General features: G+C 71.1%; 15 protein-coding genes and 1 pseudogene. 8 read left to right on the top strand and 8 right to left on the bottom strand.

The genetic code is table 11. From position 1 onward, the window contains the following. Both KILIM_RS20050 and KILIM_RS20045 read right to left on the bottom strand, forming a co-directional pair. Positions 1-750 (bottom strand): annotated as a pseudogene (locus KILIM_RS20050) (hypothetical protein); the annotation flags it as partial. Positions 751-761: 11 nt separating this feature from the next. Then, positions 762-1,406, bottom strand: coding sequence for an ABC transporter ATP-binding protein (locus tag KILIM_RS20045; protein ID WP_040563948.1), 645 nt, complete (start codon positions 1,404-1,406; stop codon positions 762-764). A 102-nt stretch (positions 1,407-1,508) separates the two neighbouring features. Here KILIM_RS20045 and KILIM_RS20040 point away from each other — a divergent pair, with 102 nt between their 5' ends. From KILIM_RS20040 to KILIM_RS22875, 3 genes are all read left to right on the top strand, one after another. After that, positions 1,509-2,912, top strand: coding sequence for an acyclic terpene utilization AtuA family protein (locus KILIM_RS20040; RefSeq protein ID WP_006594581.1), 1,404 nt, complete (start codon positions 1,509-1,511; stop codon positions 2,910-2,912). After that, the gene (locus KILIM_RS20035) at positions 2,909-3,226 is read left to right on the top strand and encodes a DUF4387 domain-containing protein (RefSeq protein WP_006594580.1); all 318 of its coding nucleotides are present in this window, start codon (positions 2,909-2,911) and stop codon (positions 3,224-3,226) included. The genes KILIM_RS20040 and KILIM_RS20035 overlap by 4 nt, the downstream gene beginning before the upstream one ends. A gap of 115 nt (positions 3,227-3,341) precedes the next feature. Then, positions 3,342-3,917, top strand: coding sequence for a LiaF domain-containing protein (locus KILIM_RS22875; RefSeq protein WP_006594579.1), 576 nt, complete (start codon positions 3,342-3,344; stop codon positions 3,915-3,917). A 34-nt stretch (positions 3,918-3,951) separates the two neighbouring features. On the opposite strand, the gene KILIM_RS20025 is transcribed toward KILIM_RS22875, so the two are convergent. Together KILIM_RS20025 and KILIM_RS20020 are read right to left on the bottom strand one after the other, a co-directional pair. Further along, positions 3,952-4,647, bottom strand: coding sequence for a response regulator transcription factor (locus KILIM_RS20025; protein ID WP_006594578.1), 696 nt, complete (start codon positions 4,645-4,647; stop codon positions 3,952-3,954). After that, positions 4,644-5,690 (bottom strand): sensor histidine kinase, encoded by a 1,047-nt coding sequence (locus KILIM_RS20020; RefSeq protein ID WP_006594577.1) that lies wholly within the window; start codon positions 5,688-5,690, stop codon positions 4,644-4,646. Before KILIM_RS20020 ends, KILIM_RS20025 begins: the two co-directional genes overlap by 4 nt. A gap of 127 nt (positions 5,691-5,817) precedes the next feature. Here KILIM_RS20020 and KILIM_RS20015 point away from each other — a divergent pair, with 127 nt between their 5' ends. Together KILIM_RS20015 and KILIM_RS20010 are read left to right on the top strand one after the other, a co-directional pair. Further along, complete coding sequence (locus KILIM_RS20015) at positions 5,818-6,555, top strand: ABC transporter ATP-binding protein (protein ID WP_006594576.1); 738 nt, start codon at positions 5,818-5,820, stop codon at positions 6,553-6,555. Continuing rightward, positions 6,552-7,952 carry an FtsX-like permease family protein gene (locus tag KILIM_RS20010; RefSeq protein ID WP_006594575.1) on the top strand — a complete coding sequence of 467 codons (1,401 nt, stop codon included), beginning with the start codon at positions 6,552-6,554 and terminating at the stop codon, positions 7,950-7,952. Before KILIM_RS20015 ends, KILIM_RS20010 begins: the two co-directional genes overlap by 4 nt. A 45-nt stretch (positions 7,953-7,997) precedes the next feature. Here the strand turns inward: KILIM_RS20010 and KILIM_RS20005 are convergent, their stop codons facing one another. Next, complete coding sequence (locus tag KILIM_RS20005) at positions 7,998-8,639, bottom strand: TetR/AcrR family transcriptional regulator (protein ID WP_006594574.1); 642 nt, start codon at positions 8,637-8,639, stop codon at positions 7,998-8,000. A gap of 137 nt (positions 8,640-8,776) precedes the next feature. Here KILIM_RS20005 and KILIM_RS20000 point away from each other — a divergent pair, with 137 nt between their 5' ends. Next, the gene (locus KILIM_RS20000; RefSeq protein ID WP_006594573.1) at positions 8,777-9,358 is read left to right on the top strand and encodes a dihydrofolate reductase family protein; all 582 of its coding nucleotides are present in this window, start codon (positions 8,777-8,779) and stop codon (positions 9,356-9,358) included. 240 nt (positions 9,359-9,598) lie between these two features. On the opposite strand, the gene KILIM_RS19995 is transcribed toward KILIM_RS20000, so the two are convergent. Both KILIM_RS19995 and KILIM_RS19990 read right to left on the bottom strand, forming a co-directional pair. Next, a complete protein-coding gene (locus tag KILIM_RS19995) occupies positions 9,599-10,963 on the bottom strand; it encodes an FAD-dependent oxidoreductase (RefSeq protein ID WP_006594572.1) in 1,365 nt (454 codons plus the stop codon). Between the two features lie 166 nt (positions 10,964-11,129). Then, a complete protein-coding gene (locus KILIM_RS19990; RefSeq protein ID WP_157551851.1) occupies positions 11,130-12,773 on the bottom strand; it encodes a DUF3352 domain-containing protein in 1,644 nt (547 codons plus the stop codon). 214 nt (positions 12,774-12,987) lie between these two features. Here KILIM_RS19990 and KILIM_RS19985 point away from each other — a divergent pair, with 214 nt between their 5' ends. Beyond that, positions 12,988-14,232: a C40 family peptidase gene (locus KILIM_RS19985; protein WP_006594570.1), complete on the top strand. Its 1,245-nt coding sequence runs from the start codon at positions 12,988-12,990 to the stop codon at positions 14,230-14,232. Positions 14,233-14,330: 98 nt separating this feature from the next. Here KILIM_RS19985 and KILIM_RS19980 read toward each other — a convergent pair whose 3' ends face one another. Then, the gene (locus tag KILIM_RS19980) at positions 14,331-14,879 is read right to left on the bottom strand and encodes an inorganic diphosphatase (protein ID WP_006594569.1); all 549 of its coding nucleotides are present in this window, start codon (positions 14,877-14,879) and stop codon (positions 14,331-14,333) included. 240 nt (positions 14,880-15,119) lie between these two features. Here KILIM_RS19980 and KILIM_RS19975 point away from each other — a divergent pair. Further along, on the top strand, positions 15,120-15,854 hold a 735-nt coding region (locus KILIM_RS19975; protein ID WP_006594568.1), incomplete at its 3' end, for a D-alanyl-D-alanine carboxypeptidase.

Raw genomic sequence — 15,854 nt, 5'->3', positions numbered from 1 at the left:
GATGCCGGCGACGGGCCGGCCGGGACGCAGCCGCCACGAGCGGCGTCGTCGGATCGGCGGCGCCACCTCCAGCTGGCCGGCGCGCACGTCCCCGGCCAGCAGCGCGCCGATGAAGTGGTCGCCGGTCGCTGCCTGGGTGCGCAACTCCTCGACGCGCAACAGGCGTAGCGCCGCAGCCGTGCGAATCGGCACGGCCCGGCCCACCTGACCCCACAGGGCTGTGTGCGCCAGGAGTGCGCCGATGAGACCGCCGACGACACCGGCGACCGGCAGCGCGAGCGGACCGGTGACCTGCGATGCCCACAGGCTGCCGCCGAGCATCACCCCGAGCAGTCCCCCTCCGGTCGTGGTGCCGGCCAGGGTCAGGTGCCACCACGGCCGCACGGCCACCGCGCGGTCGATCGAGCTGCCGAGCACCTGGTCGGTCCACGCGACCGGTGGTACCACCGCCCCGCGCTGACGGCTGGCCCGCCACACGAAGCCCGCGGCCAGGGCGACGAGCACGGCCAGCACGCCGGCCGCCGCACCGGTCATGAGGTGAGCCGCGACCCACTCCGGGTTGCTCGCGACGAAGACGAACCGCGTGAACGTGAAGCCGTACGTCAGGGCGACGAGGATCGTCACGTACACCGGATAGGCCAGGCGTCGCAGCGTGCCCGCGCCCGCACCGTCGGTGGCGACCTCCAGGGCGTCGTCGAAGCGCGGGCGATCGTCGCCGAGCATCCCCGGCGGGGGCGGCGTGATCGGCATGGGTCGCCGGGTCACTGCGGTTCCGCGGGCTGGATGTCGAGCACCCGGGTGGCCGTCGCCTCCGTGACGGCGGGGTCGTGGCAGGCCATGACGATCGTTGCGCCCGCGGCTCGCCGCACGTCGATCAGCTCCGCGATGTGGGGGCGCATCCGGTCGTCGAGGCGCTGCTCCGGCTCGTCGAGCAGCAGGGTCGTGGCGGGCCGGAAGAACACGCAGGAGAGGCGGAACAGCTGCGTCTGCCCGGAGGACAGCTCGTGCGGAAAGCGGTCCGCCAAGTGCTGGATGCCGAACTCCTCGAGGCAGGCGCCGACGCGCTGCTCGCAGTCGTCGGCGTTGCGCCCCCACGTGGCGTCGATGAGGGTGAGGTGATCGTGCACCGTGAGGTCGCGGTAGGTCGCGGGGGCGCCGAGCAGCGACGCGATCGCCGCCCGGATGGCGGGGTCGCGCTCGTCGACGGGCCGTTCGTCGAGGCGCACGGTGCCGGTCGACGGCTCCGCCAGGCCGGCCAGCAGCCGCAGCAGCGTCGTCTTACCCGATCCGTTGGGGCCGCGCAGCACCACGCACTCGCCGGGATTGGCGCGCACGTCGATCGTGCGCAGCAGGGTCACCGTCGAGATGACCTTCGAGACTCCCGTCGCGACCAGCTGATTTCCCACGCCAGCCACCGTACGTCAGCGCTGCGGCCGCCAGCTCGCGCGTCGGCGAGCCTGCGGTGCGTAGGGTTGCAGGCACGCCGAACCGCAGACGGGAGCAGCGCCATGACGCCGACAGCGCAGCCGGGCGAGGCGGGATCGCGCGAACTGCGGATCCTGTCGCCGACCGCGATCCTTGGTTACGGCTTTCCGGAGTCTTCGTTCCGCGCCGGGCTGGACCGGCGTCCGCACCTCATCGCGGTCGATGCCGGCTCGGTCGACCCGGGCCCGTACTACCTGGGCGCGGGCGTCTCCTTTACGGATCGCGCGGCGGTCAAGCGCGACCTGCGGCTCATCCTGGTCGCGGGTCGCGAACTCGACATCCCGGTCGTCATCGGCACGGCCGGCGGCGCGGGTGCGCGGCCGCACGTCGCGTGGACCGAGAGCATCATCCGCGAGGTCGCCGCCGAGGAGGGCCTGACGTTCCGGCTCGCGGTCATCCACGCAGACCTCCCGCCGGGAATGTTGCGGCAGGCGTTGGCCACCGGCGATCTCCGCCCGCTGCCGCCAGGCCCGGAGGCGACCGCGGCGGACGTGCAGGAGAGCCGCCACATCGTGGCGCAGATGGGGGTCGAGCCGTTCGTCCGGGCGCTCGAGGCGGGCGCGCAGGTCGTCCTCGCCGGCCGCGCCTACGATCCGGCGGTGTTCGCGGCCGAACCGATCCGTCGAGGCTACGACGCCGGGCTGGCGCTGCACCTGGGCAAGATCCTCGAGTGCGCCGCGATCGCGGCGACGCCCGGCAGCGGCGGCGACTGCATGCTCGGCGTGCTGCGCGACGACCACTTTCTGCTCGAACCGCTGAACCCCGACCGGGCCTGCACGGTCACGTCGGTGGCCGCGCATTCGCTGTACGAGAAGACCAATCCGTATCTGCTGCCCGGGCCGGGCGGCCTGCTCGACCTCACCGAAACGCGCTTCCTGCCGGAGAGCGAGCGGGCCGTCCGCGTCGAAGGCTCGCGCTTCGTGCCCGCCGCCGAGCACACCGTCAAGCTCGAGGGCGCTCGCCGCGTCGGATTCCGCACGGTCTCTATCGCGGGTGCCCGCGATCCGGCGTTCATCGCGAGCCTCGACGACATTCTTGCGGCCGTCGAGACAAGGGTCCGCGACAACTTCGCGTCGGTCCCGGCCGGCGAATACCGCCTGCTGTTCCACGTGTACGGCAAGAACGCCGTCATGGGGCCCTTGGAGCCGCATCCCGTCCCCGGCCACGAGATCGGCATCGTCATCGAGGCCGTCGCCGACACGCAGGAGCTGGCCGACACGATCTGCGGCTTCGCCCGCTCGACGATGCTGCACCACGGATATCCGGGCCGGATCTCGACGGCGGGCAATCTCGCGTTTCCCTATTCACCGTCGGACTTCAAGGCCGGTGCGGTCTACCAATTCAGCCTCTACCACCTGCTGCGGGTCGATGACCCCGACGCGCTGTTCGACGTACAGCTGGTGCAGATCAGCGAGGACGCCCAATGAAACACCGCCTCACCGATATCGCGAGCGTCATCCGCAGCAAGAACGCGGGGCCGCATGAGTTGACCCTCGACATCCTGTTCACCGACGAGGCGATCTACCGGCGGGTGGTGGCGCGGCAGGCCATCGACAAAGAACTCATCTGCGGCCTGTACGGCCTCGACGAGGCCGACATCATCGAACTCATCGCCTTCGACCCGGCGCGGGCCGTCAAGATCACGATCCGGCGCCCCCGGGTGGCCGGTGACCTCGGTGAGACCGACGTCTATGGCGCCCAACAACACGCACCGTTGCTCGGCGTCACTCTCGACCTGTGATCTCGTTACGCCCGAGCGTGGAGTCCGCGGGAGTTCCCGCGTCGCACCCTGAGTTCACCCTGGGAATGGTCCGCGCGGGTAGGCGGGGTGCGCCCGCGTGCCTAGGCTGGTCGTTATGACGCAGAACTCAGGGGAGCACGGCCGGCCGTTGAACGGGACCTTCCCTCCGTCGGAGGTGCAGGACCGGGTCGGCGGGGGACAGGCGCAGATGCCGGTCATTCAGCCGAGCATGGGCCAGGTGCAGCCGCACCAGCAGGCCGCCCCGCCGCAGCCGGTGCACCCATCCGCCGTGTACCCGGCCGCGCAGCCGCCTGCCACCAGCGGGGCCAGCACGAGCGTCGTGCGGGTCTTCGGCGATTACAAGCGTCAAGGGCGCTTTCGAGTAGACGAGCGAACCTCCGCCGTGATGGTGTTCGGCGACTTGACCCTCGACCTGCGCGAGGCCGAGATCCCCGCGCAGGCCGAGTTGACCGTTTACACCCTGTTCGGCGACGTCAAGATCATCGTGCCGCCGGGCATGGCGGTCAGTACCAGCGGCTTCTCGGTCTTCGGCGACGACAAGATCGACGACTCGGGCAACGCCCCCGGCGGTCCCAGCCTGCGCATCCACCGCGTGGGCATCTTCGGCGACGTCAAGGTCAAGACCGCCCTCCCGGGCGAGAAGATCCCCAAGCGTTGGAAGTGGTTCTAGGAGCCCCGGCTCGGGCTCCCGGCTGGGTTGGCGGTCATTTCTGCTGGGCCGTGAGGTAGGCCAGCACGGCTCGGACGCGCCGGTTCTCCTCCCCGGTGGCCAGGCCGAGCTTGCCGAAGATGTTGGCGACGTGCTTGGAGACCGCTCCGGCCGACAACACGAGCTGCTCGGCGATCTGGGTGTTGCTCAGCCCGCGCGCCATGAGTTCGAGCACTTCGCGTTCACGGTGGGTCAGCGCATCGAGGGCCGTCCGTCGACCCGACACCAGCAGCGTCGCGATCTCCGGGTCGATGACGACCCCGCCGGCCACGACGATGCTCAGGCTGCGTAGGAAGTCGGCGACCCGAGCGACCCTCTCCTTGAGCAGGTAGCCGAGCCCGCCGACCTCGCCTTCCATCGCGCCGGACGAACCAGATCGCGCCCCGTCGCCGAAGAGTTCGGCCGCGTACCCGGGGGCGACGTACTGCGAGAGCACCATGATCGCGATCTGCGGGTGCCGCGCCCGGATCCGCACCGCGGCGTCGAGGCCGTCCGCGGTCATCGTCGGGGGCATCCGCACGTCGGTGACGATGACGTCGGGCGCCTCGCCCCCGGCGACGGTGCGGTCGACGACGGCTTCGAGTTCGGTGGCGCTCGCGGCCTGTGCCACGACCTCGTGGCCCTGCCGTTCGAGCAGTCCGACGAGCCCCTCGCGCAGCAGCGCCGAGTCCTCGGCGATGACGATCCTCATCGGGCCTGCCCTCCTGGCGTGCGATCCACGCCTCGCTCCTGCGCCAACTCCCCGATGCCCACCTCGCCGTCATCGAGCAGCAACGGGATGCGGGCGCTCAGCGATGTGGGGCCCCCGAGTGGGCTGCTGACCTGCAGCGCTCCACCGAAGGCGGCGAGTCGCTCGGTCATGCCGGCCAGGCCGTGCCCGGGCCGCACCTGCGCCCCGCCCAGGCCGTTGTCGACGATCGACACGCGCAGGTCGTCGTCGCAGGCCAGGAGCACCGTGGCGCGGGAATCGGGCGTGTGCTTGGCGACATTGGTCAGGGCCTCGGCGACGAGGAAGTAGGCCGCGGCGGCAACCGGCTCGGGCAACGGCGGGAGCGGATGCGGCACCCGCACGTCGACAGTCACCGGGGAGCGATCGGTTAGGTCGCGCACCGCCACTTCGAGTCCGAGGTCGGACAGGACTGCCGGATGGATTCCCGCGACCGTGGCGCGCAGCGCAGCGAGCGCCGCATCCGTGGCGTCCTGGGCTCGCTCGAGCAGACCGAGGGCGACGGCTCGGCGATCGCCCGGTTCCGAGCAATCGCCCTCCTGCCCCTTCTGGCCTTGCTCGGCCTGTGAGAGCAGCAGCACGGCCTCCCCGATCTGGAGTGACGAGGCGACGAGATGCTGTTGGGCGCCGTCGTGCAGATCCCGCTCGATGCGTCGGCGCTCGATCTCGAAGGCGTTGACGATCTCGAGCCGGGAGGAGCGTAGCTCGCGCACGTGCGCCGACCAGGCCGGCCCGGGAGCCGGCAGCGGCACGGGTTTTCGCCGTTCGAGGGCCCACAGTCCGGCGATGCCGAGGCCGACCCAGGCGAGGATCACCGGCGGCCACGCGACGACCGACCAGCCAATGGAGGCCGAGACCGCCAGGAGGGCGAGAAGGATGACGACGAGTCCGGCGCCGATCCCCACTCCGAGCAGCACCTGCCACCAGAAGAGCGCGCGGGCGCTGATCTCGCGTCGGGGTGGGGCGGGCGGCATGGCCTCCACGGTAGCCATGAGTACCGACAACATCGCCGATCCCGATGCCCGCCGAGAGAGTCAGAGCCGGCAGGAGGGCCTAGGCGACCGCGCAGGTGGAGCCAGCTCCACCCCAGGTCGGGCCCTGCCACCATAGGACCGGGGGCCGATCGGCGATGGGATGGACATCATGCGAACACAGCACACACCAGCTCCACTCGTTGCCCGCGGACTCACGAAGTCCTTCGGCCAGGTCCGCGCCCTCGCGGGCGTCGACCTGCAGATTCCCGCCGGGCAGTCGGTCGCGATCATGGGCCCCTCGGGCTCGGGCAAGTCGACCCTCCTGCACTGCCTCGCGGGCATCCTCGTGCCGGATGCCGGCGAGGTCCGCCTCGGCGATCTCGTCGTCTCGGGGCTGCGCGACGCGCAGCGCTCCCGGGTGCGGCGCGAGCGGCTCGGCTTCGTCTTCCAAGACGGCCAGCTCCTGCCCGAGCTGCCGGCCCGCGAGAACGTCGCCCTCCCACTCCTGCTGCGCGGGGTTCCCCGCGGCGAGGCGCTGCGCAGCGCGGACACGTGGCTCGAGCGCCTCGGCCTCGGGGCGGGCAGCGGACTCGCGGGCCGTCGTCCCGGAGAGATGTCCGGTGGCCAGGCCCAGCGCGTAGCGATCGCCCGCGCGATGGTGCACGACCCCGCGGTGGTCTTCGCCGACGAGCCCACCGGCGCGTTGGACCAGGCGACCGGCCACGAGGTGCTCCAGATTCTCACCACGACGACCGCCATGGCCGGGGCGACCCTCGTCGTCGTCACCCACGACGCCCAGGTCGCGCGCTGGTGCTCCCGACTCGTCGAGCTGCGCGACGCGATGGTCCATGCCGACCAGCTTCTCGCTGCCGACGAGCTGGCAGGAGAGCTGCGATGAACGCGGCCCTCGACCTCGCACCTCGCCTGGCCCTGGAGCGGCTGCGCGGCGCCCGCGGCGGCGCGACCCTCGACCTGCTCGCCATCGCCGCGTTCACGGTCTCGGCGTGGCTGACCCTGACGGTGACCGGCGGCACGTGGATGTTCGTGCAGCGCTGGCAGCACCCGGGGGCCGATATCGTCTCGCGCCTGGGGATGCCTGCTGGGTCCGTCGGCTCCTACCTCGAGTCCTATGTCGTGCTCGCGACGATCGCCTGCGCGCTGCTCGTGCTGCCCGTCCTCACCCTGGGTGCGGCGGCGGCGCGACTGGGTGCCCGCGGCCGGGCCCGGCGACTCGCTTCGCTGCGCCTCGTCGGCATGACGGGCGGCGAGGTCGTCGGCATGTCGGTCGTCGAGACCCTCGTGCAGGCGCTCATCGGCACGGTCCTTGGCGCCGCACTGTGGCTACTCACGCTGCCGCTATGGCAGTTCGTCTCCTTCCACGGCGGCCCGATCGGACCGGGCGAGATGCTCCTGCCGTGGTGGCTCGGGCTCGCCGTCGGCGCGGTCCTGCTCGGGCTCGCCGCGCTCTCCACGGTGCTCGGCCTCCAGCAGGTGCGGATCTCGCCGCTCGGGGTCGCGATGCAGCAGACGCCCCGGCGGCTGCGGGCGTGGCGGGTCGGTGTCTTCGTCGCCGCGATCGTCGCGTTCGGCTTCTTCAGCCAGGCCTTCTCGACTCGGGTCGGCCTGGTCAACCTGCAGATCTACGCCGTGATGGCGGGGATGATCCTGCTCGTGGTCGGCGCGGTCAACCTCGTCGGGCCGTGGGTGCTCCAGCTGCTCGCCCGTCCCGGTGTGCTCACCGGCAACGTGGCCCGGCTCATCGCGATGCGCCGGATCGTCGACGATCCCCGCGCCGCGTGGCGCAACGTCTCGGCGGTGGCGCTGCTCGGCATGATCGCGGCCTTCGTCGCCATGATGCCGTCGGACCGCGAGTTTCTCGGCGACGAGCCCGCCCGGCTCATTCTCGCCGCGGACATGCGCACCGGTGTCATCATCACGCTGGCGATCGGGCTCCTCGTCGGCGCGACGTCGACCCTGGTCAATCAGTCCGCGCTCGTCGTCGACCGCAGCGACGAGGCCGTGGCACTCGACCGGGCCGGCTACCCGCGCGCCCTTTTCGCCCGCATCCGACGCCATCACGTGCTCGCGCCACTCGTCATCACGCTCGCGGGATCGATCGGGGTCGGGCTGCTGCTCGCAACGCCCTTCATGGCGCTGTTCCCCTTCCAGGCGTCGGGGCTCGTCGTGGTGTTCGCCACGGTGGTGGCTGGGCTCGCGCTCACGGTCGGTGCCGCCGAGGCGTGCCGTCCCCTACAGCGCACCGTCCTCACGCAGGCGCATCGAAGGAACGACTGAGACGCAACGACTGACGGCCTATCTGGTCGCCGCCGACCGGCGCGGTCAAACCCTCGGTGCGGCGAAGAGCCGGAGGAAGTCGTGCACCGCCTGGTTGGCGATTGCCTCGCGGGCGTCCGGGCTGGGCAGGGCGTCGTCGCCGAGCATCATCACCGCGTTGATCGGCTCGGCCATGAGGAGCCAGTTGAGGCGCCGCGCCGCCCGCGCGGGATCGGCTTCGATGAGACCGCGCACCGCCGCCTCCGCACACACCTGCGTGAGGTGCTCGATCACTCGTCCCGCCCCCTGCGCTTGCATGACCGCCGCAAGTTCGGGGAAGCGCGGGACCTCGGCGATGACGAGGCGGCGCAGGCGCATGAGACGTGGCGTGAGCACGGCGTCGAGCTGCCCGCGGGAGTAGTCGCGCAGCCAGGTCCTGAACTGCTCGGGGCTGTCCAACCGAGGCGTGAGGACTTCGACGGCGTCGCCCGCCTCGTCCGTCATGGCCTTTACGAGGTCGACAAAGAGCTGTTCCTTCGTGCCGAAGTGCGCGTAGATCGTCTGTTTCGAGACCCGGGAGTCGGCGGCGACGCCGTCCATGCTCGTGCCGAGGTAGCCGTGCGTGAGGAAGGCTCGCTCTGCGGCTGCCAGGATCGCCGACCGCTTCGAGGCGGACCGGGCTGACAGTGGCTGGTCTGCAAGGGGCAATGGGGCCTCCCTTCATCGAGTGGGTGCGCCGCCCCAGACGCGGCCCGGAGAAAGGGCCTGCTCTTGCAGGAGCGATAAACGAACTGTACCGTGCAGTCTAACTGGACTATACAGTCCAGTCTTATGAGGAGGCGGACGTGGCTGACCTGACCATCGTGGAGAGCCTGAGTCTCGACGGCGTGATGCAGGCGCCGGGCCGGCCCGACGAGGACACCCGTGACGGTTTCGACGCCGGGGGCTGGGGAGTGGCCTACGGCGACGAGGTCGCCGCCCGTGAGATGGGGGCGGGCATGATGCGGCCGAGCGCGCTCCTCTTCGGGCGGCGTACGTACGAGGACTTCCACCGGGCGTGGGGCGGCCGCACGGACAACCCGTTCACCCCGGTCCTGGCCGCCAAGACGAAGTATGTGGTGACCAACACCCTGACCGATCCGCTCCCCTGGGAGAACTCGCACGCGCTGCGCGGGGACGCGATCGAGTCCGTCACGCGGCTCAAGAAGTCAGGCGGCGACGATCTCGTGCTGCTCGGCTGTGGTGAACTCGCGCGGACCCTCATCGATGCCGGACTCGTTGACGAATACACCCTGCTCATCCATCCGTTGGTGCTCGGGCAGGGGCAGCAGCTCTTCCCACGGACGGGGCTGAGGCGGGACCTGGCCCTGAAGCGATGCGTGCCGACGACGACGGGTGTCGTGGTCGCTACCTATGCCCCCGTCTGAGTCGCGACGCATTTAGTCCGCGACGGACTCCCAACGGCGCGAAGCCTGCTGGTCCGGCTCGTAGCGGCGCAGGCGGGTCGAGTTCGCGACGATCCGGCGAATTCCGGCGAGGTCCGGCGAGGTCCGTGTCGAGGGCCCTGACGGCCCGGGCCTGGACCAGGACGGCGACCTGTCGCACACGACCGGCCTGCACATCCCCGTGGACGCAGGAGTGGCGGCCGCCTTCCTGCGCTGACGACGCTAGGAGATCCGAACGCCCTGGTGCACCAACTGCGCCTGCACCGCGGCGACGTCGACGTCGGCGGCTTCGACCCCGCTGCGGACGGCCAGTGCTGCCGCCACCCCCGCGGCCTGCCCGGTCACCGCGCAGCACGACATGTTGCGGGTCGCCGCGTGCGCGATCTTGTCCCCTCCGATCGCGCGCCCGGCGACGAGCAGGTTCCGCACCCCGCGCGGGATCAGCGAACGGAACGGGATCTGTAGGTAGCGCCCCGTCGTGGGCAGGACGAGCACGCCGTAGCCGTCGATGAACTCGGGGTAGATGCCGATGCTGTCCTCGAACCGCCCCTGCCCACGAGTGTCGGTCTCGGTGAGGTTGTAGACCGCGTCGATCTTGCGGGTGTCGCGGATGCCGATCGTCGCCCCGAAGTTGCGCAGCCGGGCGTTCGCGCAGCCCGGCGTGAAGCGGCGCAGCGCGTCGATGGCGAGCAACGCCTGCCGGCGGCCCTCGATCTCGAAGCGGGTCATGCTGTCGGGGTCGGTGCCGTCGCATTCGGGCAGGTGGACGAGGTTCATGTACGTCAGCTCGCCAGTGTCGTGCAGTGCGCCCCACGTGCCGCCGATGGTGTGCAGGTCGGCTGGGATGACTCCGGCCTCGATGGCCTGCCGGGACGGCTTGCCGAGGTAGGGGGAGAAGAGCGCGTCCTCCTTGCCGTCCGTCGTCGTCACCCACTCCCCGGAGGACCAGTCCGCGTACGTCTGCGGATCCGCCGCGACCCCCGCGAGGAAGGCGGCCTTGTCGACCCCGGCGAGGTGGAACATCACCGAGGCCGCCAACATCTCCTCGACCGGAGTCTGGTGGACCGGCGCACCGGCGCGCATCGCGATATCGGCGTCGCCGCTCGCGTCGATGACGACCCGCCCGAGGATCGCCTCGCGACCCGCCTTGGACTCGGTGATGATGCCGATGATCCGATCCCCGTCCATGACCGGCGCGACGACCTGACGGTGCAGCATCGGGCGCACCCCGGCCTCCTGCACCAGCCGGTCCGCGACGACCTTGAAGCCCTCGGAATCCAGCTCGTACGAGAGCGACTGGCTCTCCGGGACCGCGGCGCCCATCGCCTTGGCGCGCTCCTCGAACTCCCACCCGATGCCGCCGGCCTCGACAGTCTGCTCCCGCCGGTACCAGGCGAAACCCTCGACGCCGACCACGGTGATGTTGCCGCCCATGCAGCCGAAGCGCTCGACCAGGGTGACCTCGACGCCCGCCCGGGCGGCCCCGAGCGCGGCGGCCAGGCCCCCCGGTCCCGCGCCGACGACCAGCACGTCGGTCTCATGGACGACATCGATCTCGCGGGCCGGCTCGGTCACGGTGGGTCGCATCCCGCGAGCCTTTCACAGGGGTGCGGCAGACCCCATGGGCGTGCGAACGAGCGGATTGCGCGTTCTGGTGGACGCCCGGTCGCGGGCCGCTTTCCTGCGCTGGAACGCCGACGGCCCGGCCCATTTCAGGACCGGGCCGTCGAGCCGTGCCAGCGTCAGCCGAGTCTCAGTTCACCGAGACCCGGAGGGTGGAGTGCTGCTCGCCGTTGGTGATCGGCTGCGCGGTCATGCCGACGGCCTGGAGGGCCTGGACCAGCTCGCGGTGCTCGGCGGGCACCTCCGGCAGGTACTGCGACTCGAAGGCGTCGAGGTCGACGTACAGCGCGGAGTTCGCCTTGGCCAAGTCGGGCAGCACCTTGGCGAAGCCGGGCGCCGCCGAAACCGACTGGCCCGAGTCGGCGACCGAGGCGAGCGCGGCGAAGGAGCCGCCGAGCAGCGAGATGTCGAAGTGGCCGTCGGAGGTCTGCGTCTGGATCGGCAGCATGGCGCCCTGCTCGTTGGCCAGGTCGGTGATCTTCTTCAAGACCGCCTCCGACTTGGCCGTGTCGCCCCACAACCGCATGCCGACCTGCGGCATGCCCTGGGCGTCCTTGAAGTCCTGCTTGGGCACGACGACATCGAACTGCTCACCCAGCAGCGTCTGCAGGTCCTGCGGCAGCACCAGCCCGGTCTGCTGCTCGATCTCCTTGAGCTGCGCCTCGAAGTCGGCCCCGGGGCCGACCGCCGCGGCCGCGAACTTCGTGATCGTCGGCCACAGCTCACCCAGGTAGGCCGAGCCGCCGCTGAACGAGTAGAACGCGCCCGTCGTCGCCGGCAGGTTAGCCACGTCCTTGAGCGCCGGTGCCTGCGTGCTCAACTTCACGTCGCGGTTGACCTGCGCGAACTCCAGGTAGTCCGCGGAGAAGCGCAGGGCGAACGCGCTGCGCCCACCAAGGGCCGCCAACTCCTCCATCGCCGCCGGAGTGGACGAACCACCCTGCAGGCTCATCGACTTCGGACCGTCGACCCAGCCGGAGGCCACACCCTTCTCACCGAGGGCGCTCATGTCCGCCTTGAACGTGTCGTTCGCCGACAGCGCCCCCGCGTCCATCGCCGACGTCACCCGCTGCTCGTTCGCCGCGTCGGTGACCACGAGGTAGCCGTTGCGGAAGATCTGCACGGGCTCCGAGTCCGACTTCGCGCCGGCGCTCGGGGACGCGCCCGGTCCCGTCGCGCTCTCCATCGCCTTGGCGGCCGTGTCCTTGGCCCCCGCGATGGCGTCCTTGCTCTGCGCCTCCAGCTTGGCGATGCCCTCGCGCGCCTTGGCCTCATCCTTCACCTGCACCGCAACGACCGGCACCGGCTCGGTCGAGGAGCCCTGCGGCGCCAAGATGGCCATGCCCACCCGATCACCGAGCCACGGCTCGACGTCGGCGGCGTAGTCGACCTTGACGTCCTTGTCGTTGGCGCTGATCCACTCGAACAGCGCCTTCTTCGGGTCGCCGGAGTTCAGCGCCTCCTTGGCCTGCGGCAGCTTGTCCATGAGGCGGAAGGCGCCGACCTTCTGCGCCACGCCGGGGTCGAGGTCGACCTTGACGAACACGATCGACTCGCCTGGCAGCACGTCTTCGGGTTGGGAGCCGCCGCCCCCGAGCATGCCGCTGCCCGCGATTGCCGCGGCTCCACCGGCGACAACCAGCGCCGCTGCGGCGCTGCCCGCGACGACCGTGCGGCGGCGCTTGCGTGACGAGGTGGCGTCGGCGAGGTCCCCGTCGCCGGACCGCACCGCTGAGGTGTTTTCGCCTTCAGGCGAATTCGTGTTTTCAGACATCTTCAGTTTCATCCCCTGTTGCCGATACGGACACCTAGATCCAGTGACCGACTGGTCTCCAAGAGACTAATCGACCGGCCGCCGTGGCTCACCACTGATCTGCGCACGTTCTACGCAGGAGGTGGGCGCGAGCGCAGGCCAGGGGTGTCGTGGCGGCCCGCCGACAGACGGCGCGGATCATGCCGGTCCGCCGCCGAAGGGACGAGAAAAACCTATGCGCCGTCGCGCTGCGACCCTCGCGCTCATCTGCGCGATGGTGACCCCCTCCCTGCCCGCCTTCGCAGTTCCCGACACCCCCGCCAGCCCCGCCCCGACGCCGTCACCCAGCGCCACGGCCTCCCCGAATGCCACCACGCCGCCGCGCGGACCGGTGCCCTCGCAAGCCCAGGTCGAGGCCGCCCGCGCCGCCGTCGCCCGCGCGCAGGCGCAGCAGGCTCGCGTCGAAGCACGGTGGACCGCCGCCCAGCGCGAACTGGACGACCTCGAAGCCGCCGCGCAGCTGGCCACCGAGCGCTACAACCAGGCGCGGGTGCAACTGGCGCAGCGGGCCGCCGCCGCGAAGAAGGCCCGGCAGGAGGCGGCCGCCGCCACCGAGCGGTCCGGGCAGGCGCGCACCGCCGTCGATAACCTCGCCGCCACCCTCTACATGCAGGGCGGCCCCCTGGCCGGGTTCGACGTGCTCTTCGGTCTGGCCGCCGGCTCGGATGCCGGTCGCACCGCCGGCGACCTCGACGCCATCAGCGCCTACCGGGGCCGCACCTTCGACGACGCCCAGGCCGCCGCCGCCAAGGCCCAGGAGGCCCGTCGGGTCGCCGCCCAGGCCGAACTTCAGCAGAAGGCCGCCCAGGCCCGCGCCAAGGAGGCCCACGACGCAGCCCAGGCCGCCGTGGCGCAGGGCGAGGCCCGTCAGCAGGCCATCGGGCAACAGATGCAGGCGGCCATCGACGAACTCGCGACCCTGCGCGACTCCAGCGCCGCCGTCGAGCGGGCCCGCCTCGACGGTCTCGCGGCCCAGTCCGTGCGCCAGCAGATGCTGCGCAGCCAGAGCGCGACGCTCGCCGCCGACGGCTTCGACCCCGGCAGTCTGCCCGCCGCAGACAGCGACGCAGCCGCCGCCGCCATCGCCTACGCGCAGGAGCAGCTCGGCAAGCCCTACCGGTGGGGCGGCGAAGGGCCCGACAGCTTCGACTGCTCCGGCCTGACGATGCGGGCGTGGCAGGCGGCCGGCAAGAACCTCATCCACTACACCGGCTCGCAGTACCAGCAGACCGCGCGCGTACCGATCTCCGACCTGGCCCCCGGTGACCTGGTGTTCTTCGGTAAGGACGCCGCCTCGATCCACCACGTCGGGCTCTACGTGGGCGACGGGCGGATGATCGAGGCGCCGCGCACCGGCCTCAACATCCGTTACTCCTCGATCTACCGCTCCAGCCTGCTGCCCTACGGCGGCCGCGTCTGACGGGCGAGCCGAAACGCAGCTGAGGGCGCCGGATCGCTCCGGCGCCCTCAGTCGCTCTCAGTAGTTCTCGCGGCTGTTGCTCGCGATCAGCGGTCCGATCAGTGGTTCGGCTTGGGCCAGCGGCTGGTGGTGACGCCGTGCTCGTCGGCGCGCGCGATGGCCTCGAGGATCACCTGGTTGGCGGTCTCGCGACCCGCCCAGTGGGCGCCCTCGACCGACTTGCCGGGCTCGAGGTCCTTGTAGGTCTCGAAGAAGTGCTGGATCTCCAGCCGGTCGAACTCGCTGACGTCCTCGAGGTCCTGGATGGCCGTGACCCGCGGGTCCTTCGCCGGTACGCACAGGATCTTGTCGTCGCCGCCGGCCTCGTCGCGCATGTGGAACATGCCGATCGCGCGGCACATGATGAGCACGCCGGGGAAGGTCGGCTGGTCGAGCAGCACCAGGGCGTCGAGCGGGTCGCCGTCCTCACCGAGAGTGTCCTCGATGTAGCCGTAGTCGCTCGGGTACTGCGTCGAGGTGAAGAGCATCCGGTCCAGGCGGATCCGACCGCTCTCGTGGTCGACCTCGTACTTGTTGCGCTGTCCCTTTGGAATCTCGATGGTCACATCGAAGAACAGCGGCCCGTCGCCCTCCCGCGTGCTCGTCATTCCGGCAGGCCTCCTCGTGATCACGCCATTGTCATAAGTTGTGCGTCCACAGCGTGTCATGCCCGCGCGGATCATGTGGCCCAAGCCTACGGAATGCCTTCGCCGCCACGTTCTTCCCGCCCCGGCAAGCCACGATGCGACGCCGCCGCGGGGCACGTGCGCTCGATCGGGGCCGCGCCGGGTCATCATGGAGCGGGGGCACCACGGGGAACCGGGCAGATCAGGGGCCGGGAGGTCGACATGCGGGAGCGGTCAGCGCGCCGACGGCAGATCGCCGTCGCGGCGCTCGTCGTCGCGCTGCCGCTGGGCTACCTGAGCCTCGACGCCCTCGATGTCGTGCCCGGATTCGTCACCAGCGACCTGGGCCGGGAGGACCGCACGCAGGTACCGGAGAGTGAGGCGCCGGCCGGTCAGGCCGGTGCGGCGGGTGCGCGGCAAGACAACAACGCGGTCCCGCGGGTGCCGCCGCCCTTGGCCGCGGCAACTCCGGCTCCCTTGCCGACGCAGATCCCAGCAGAAGCCGCGAGCCCCGCGCTCACGACCGCTGGGCTGACCGCGGCCCTGCGGCCGCAGCTGACAAATCCCGCGCTCGGGCCGTCGGTCGGCATGGAGGTGCGCGACGCCTCCGGGGCGGTGCTTTTCGCGCACGACGCCGGCCGCGCTCGCACTCCTGCTTCGACGACCAAGGTGCTCACGGCCGTCGCGCTGGCCCAAGCGCAGGACCTCACCCAGCGCTTCGAGACCCGCGCCGTGCTCGTCGCAGGGGCCGAGGCAACCCCAGCGACAGCAGCGACAACAGCGACAACAGCGACGACAGGGGCATCCGCCGGTGTCTCAGCAGCACCGGCGCAGACGACCATCGCGCTCGTCGCGGGGGGCGACAACCTGCTGGCCCCCGACCGCGGCGACCCCGGCTCCGTCATCGGCCAGGCCGGCCTCGGCGACCTCGCCCGCGCCACCGCCGCGGCCCTCGAG

Source organism: Kineosphaera limosa NBRC 100340 (genome assembly GCF_000298215.1).
Classification (GTDB): Bacteria; Actinomycetota; Actinomycetes; order Actinomycetales; family Dermatophilaceae; genus Kineosphaera; species Kineosphaera limosa.
Note: the sequence above shows the minus strand (reverse complement) of the source record. Positions and strands in the feature narration are given on the sequence as shown.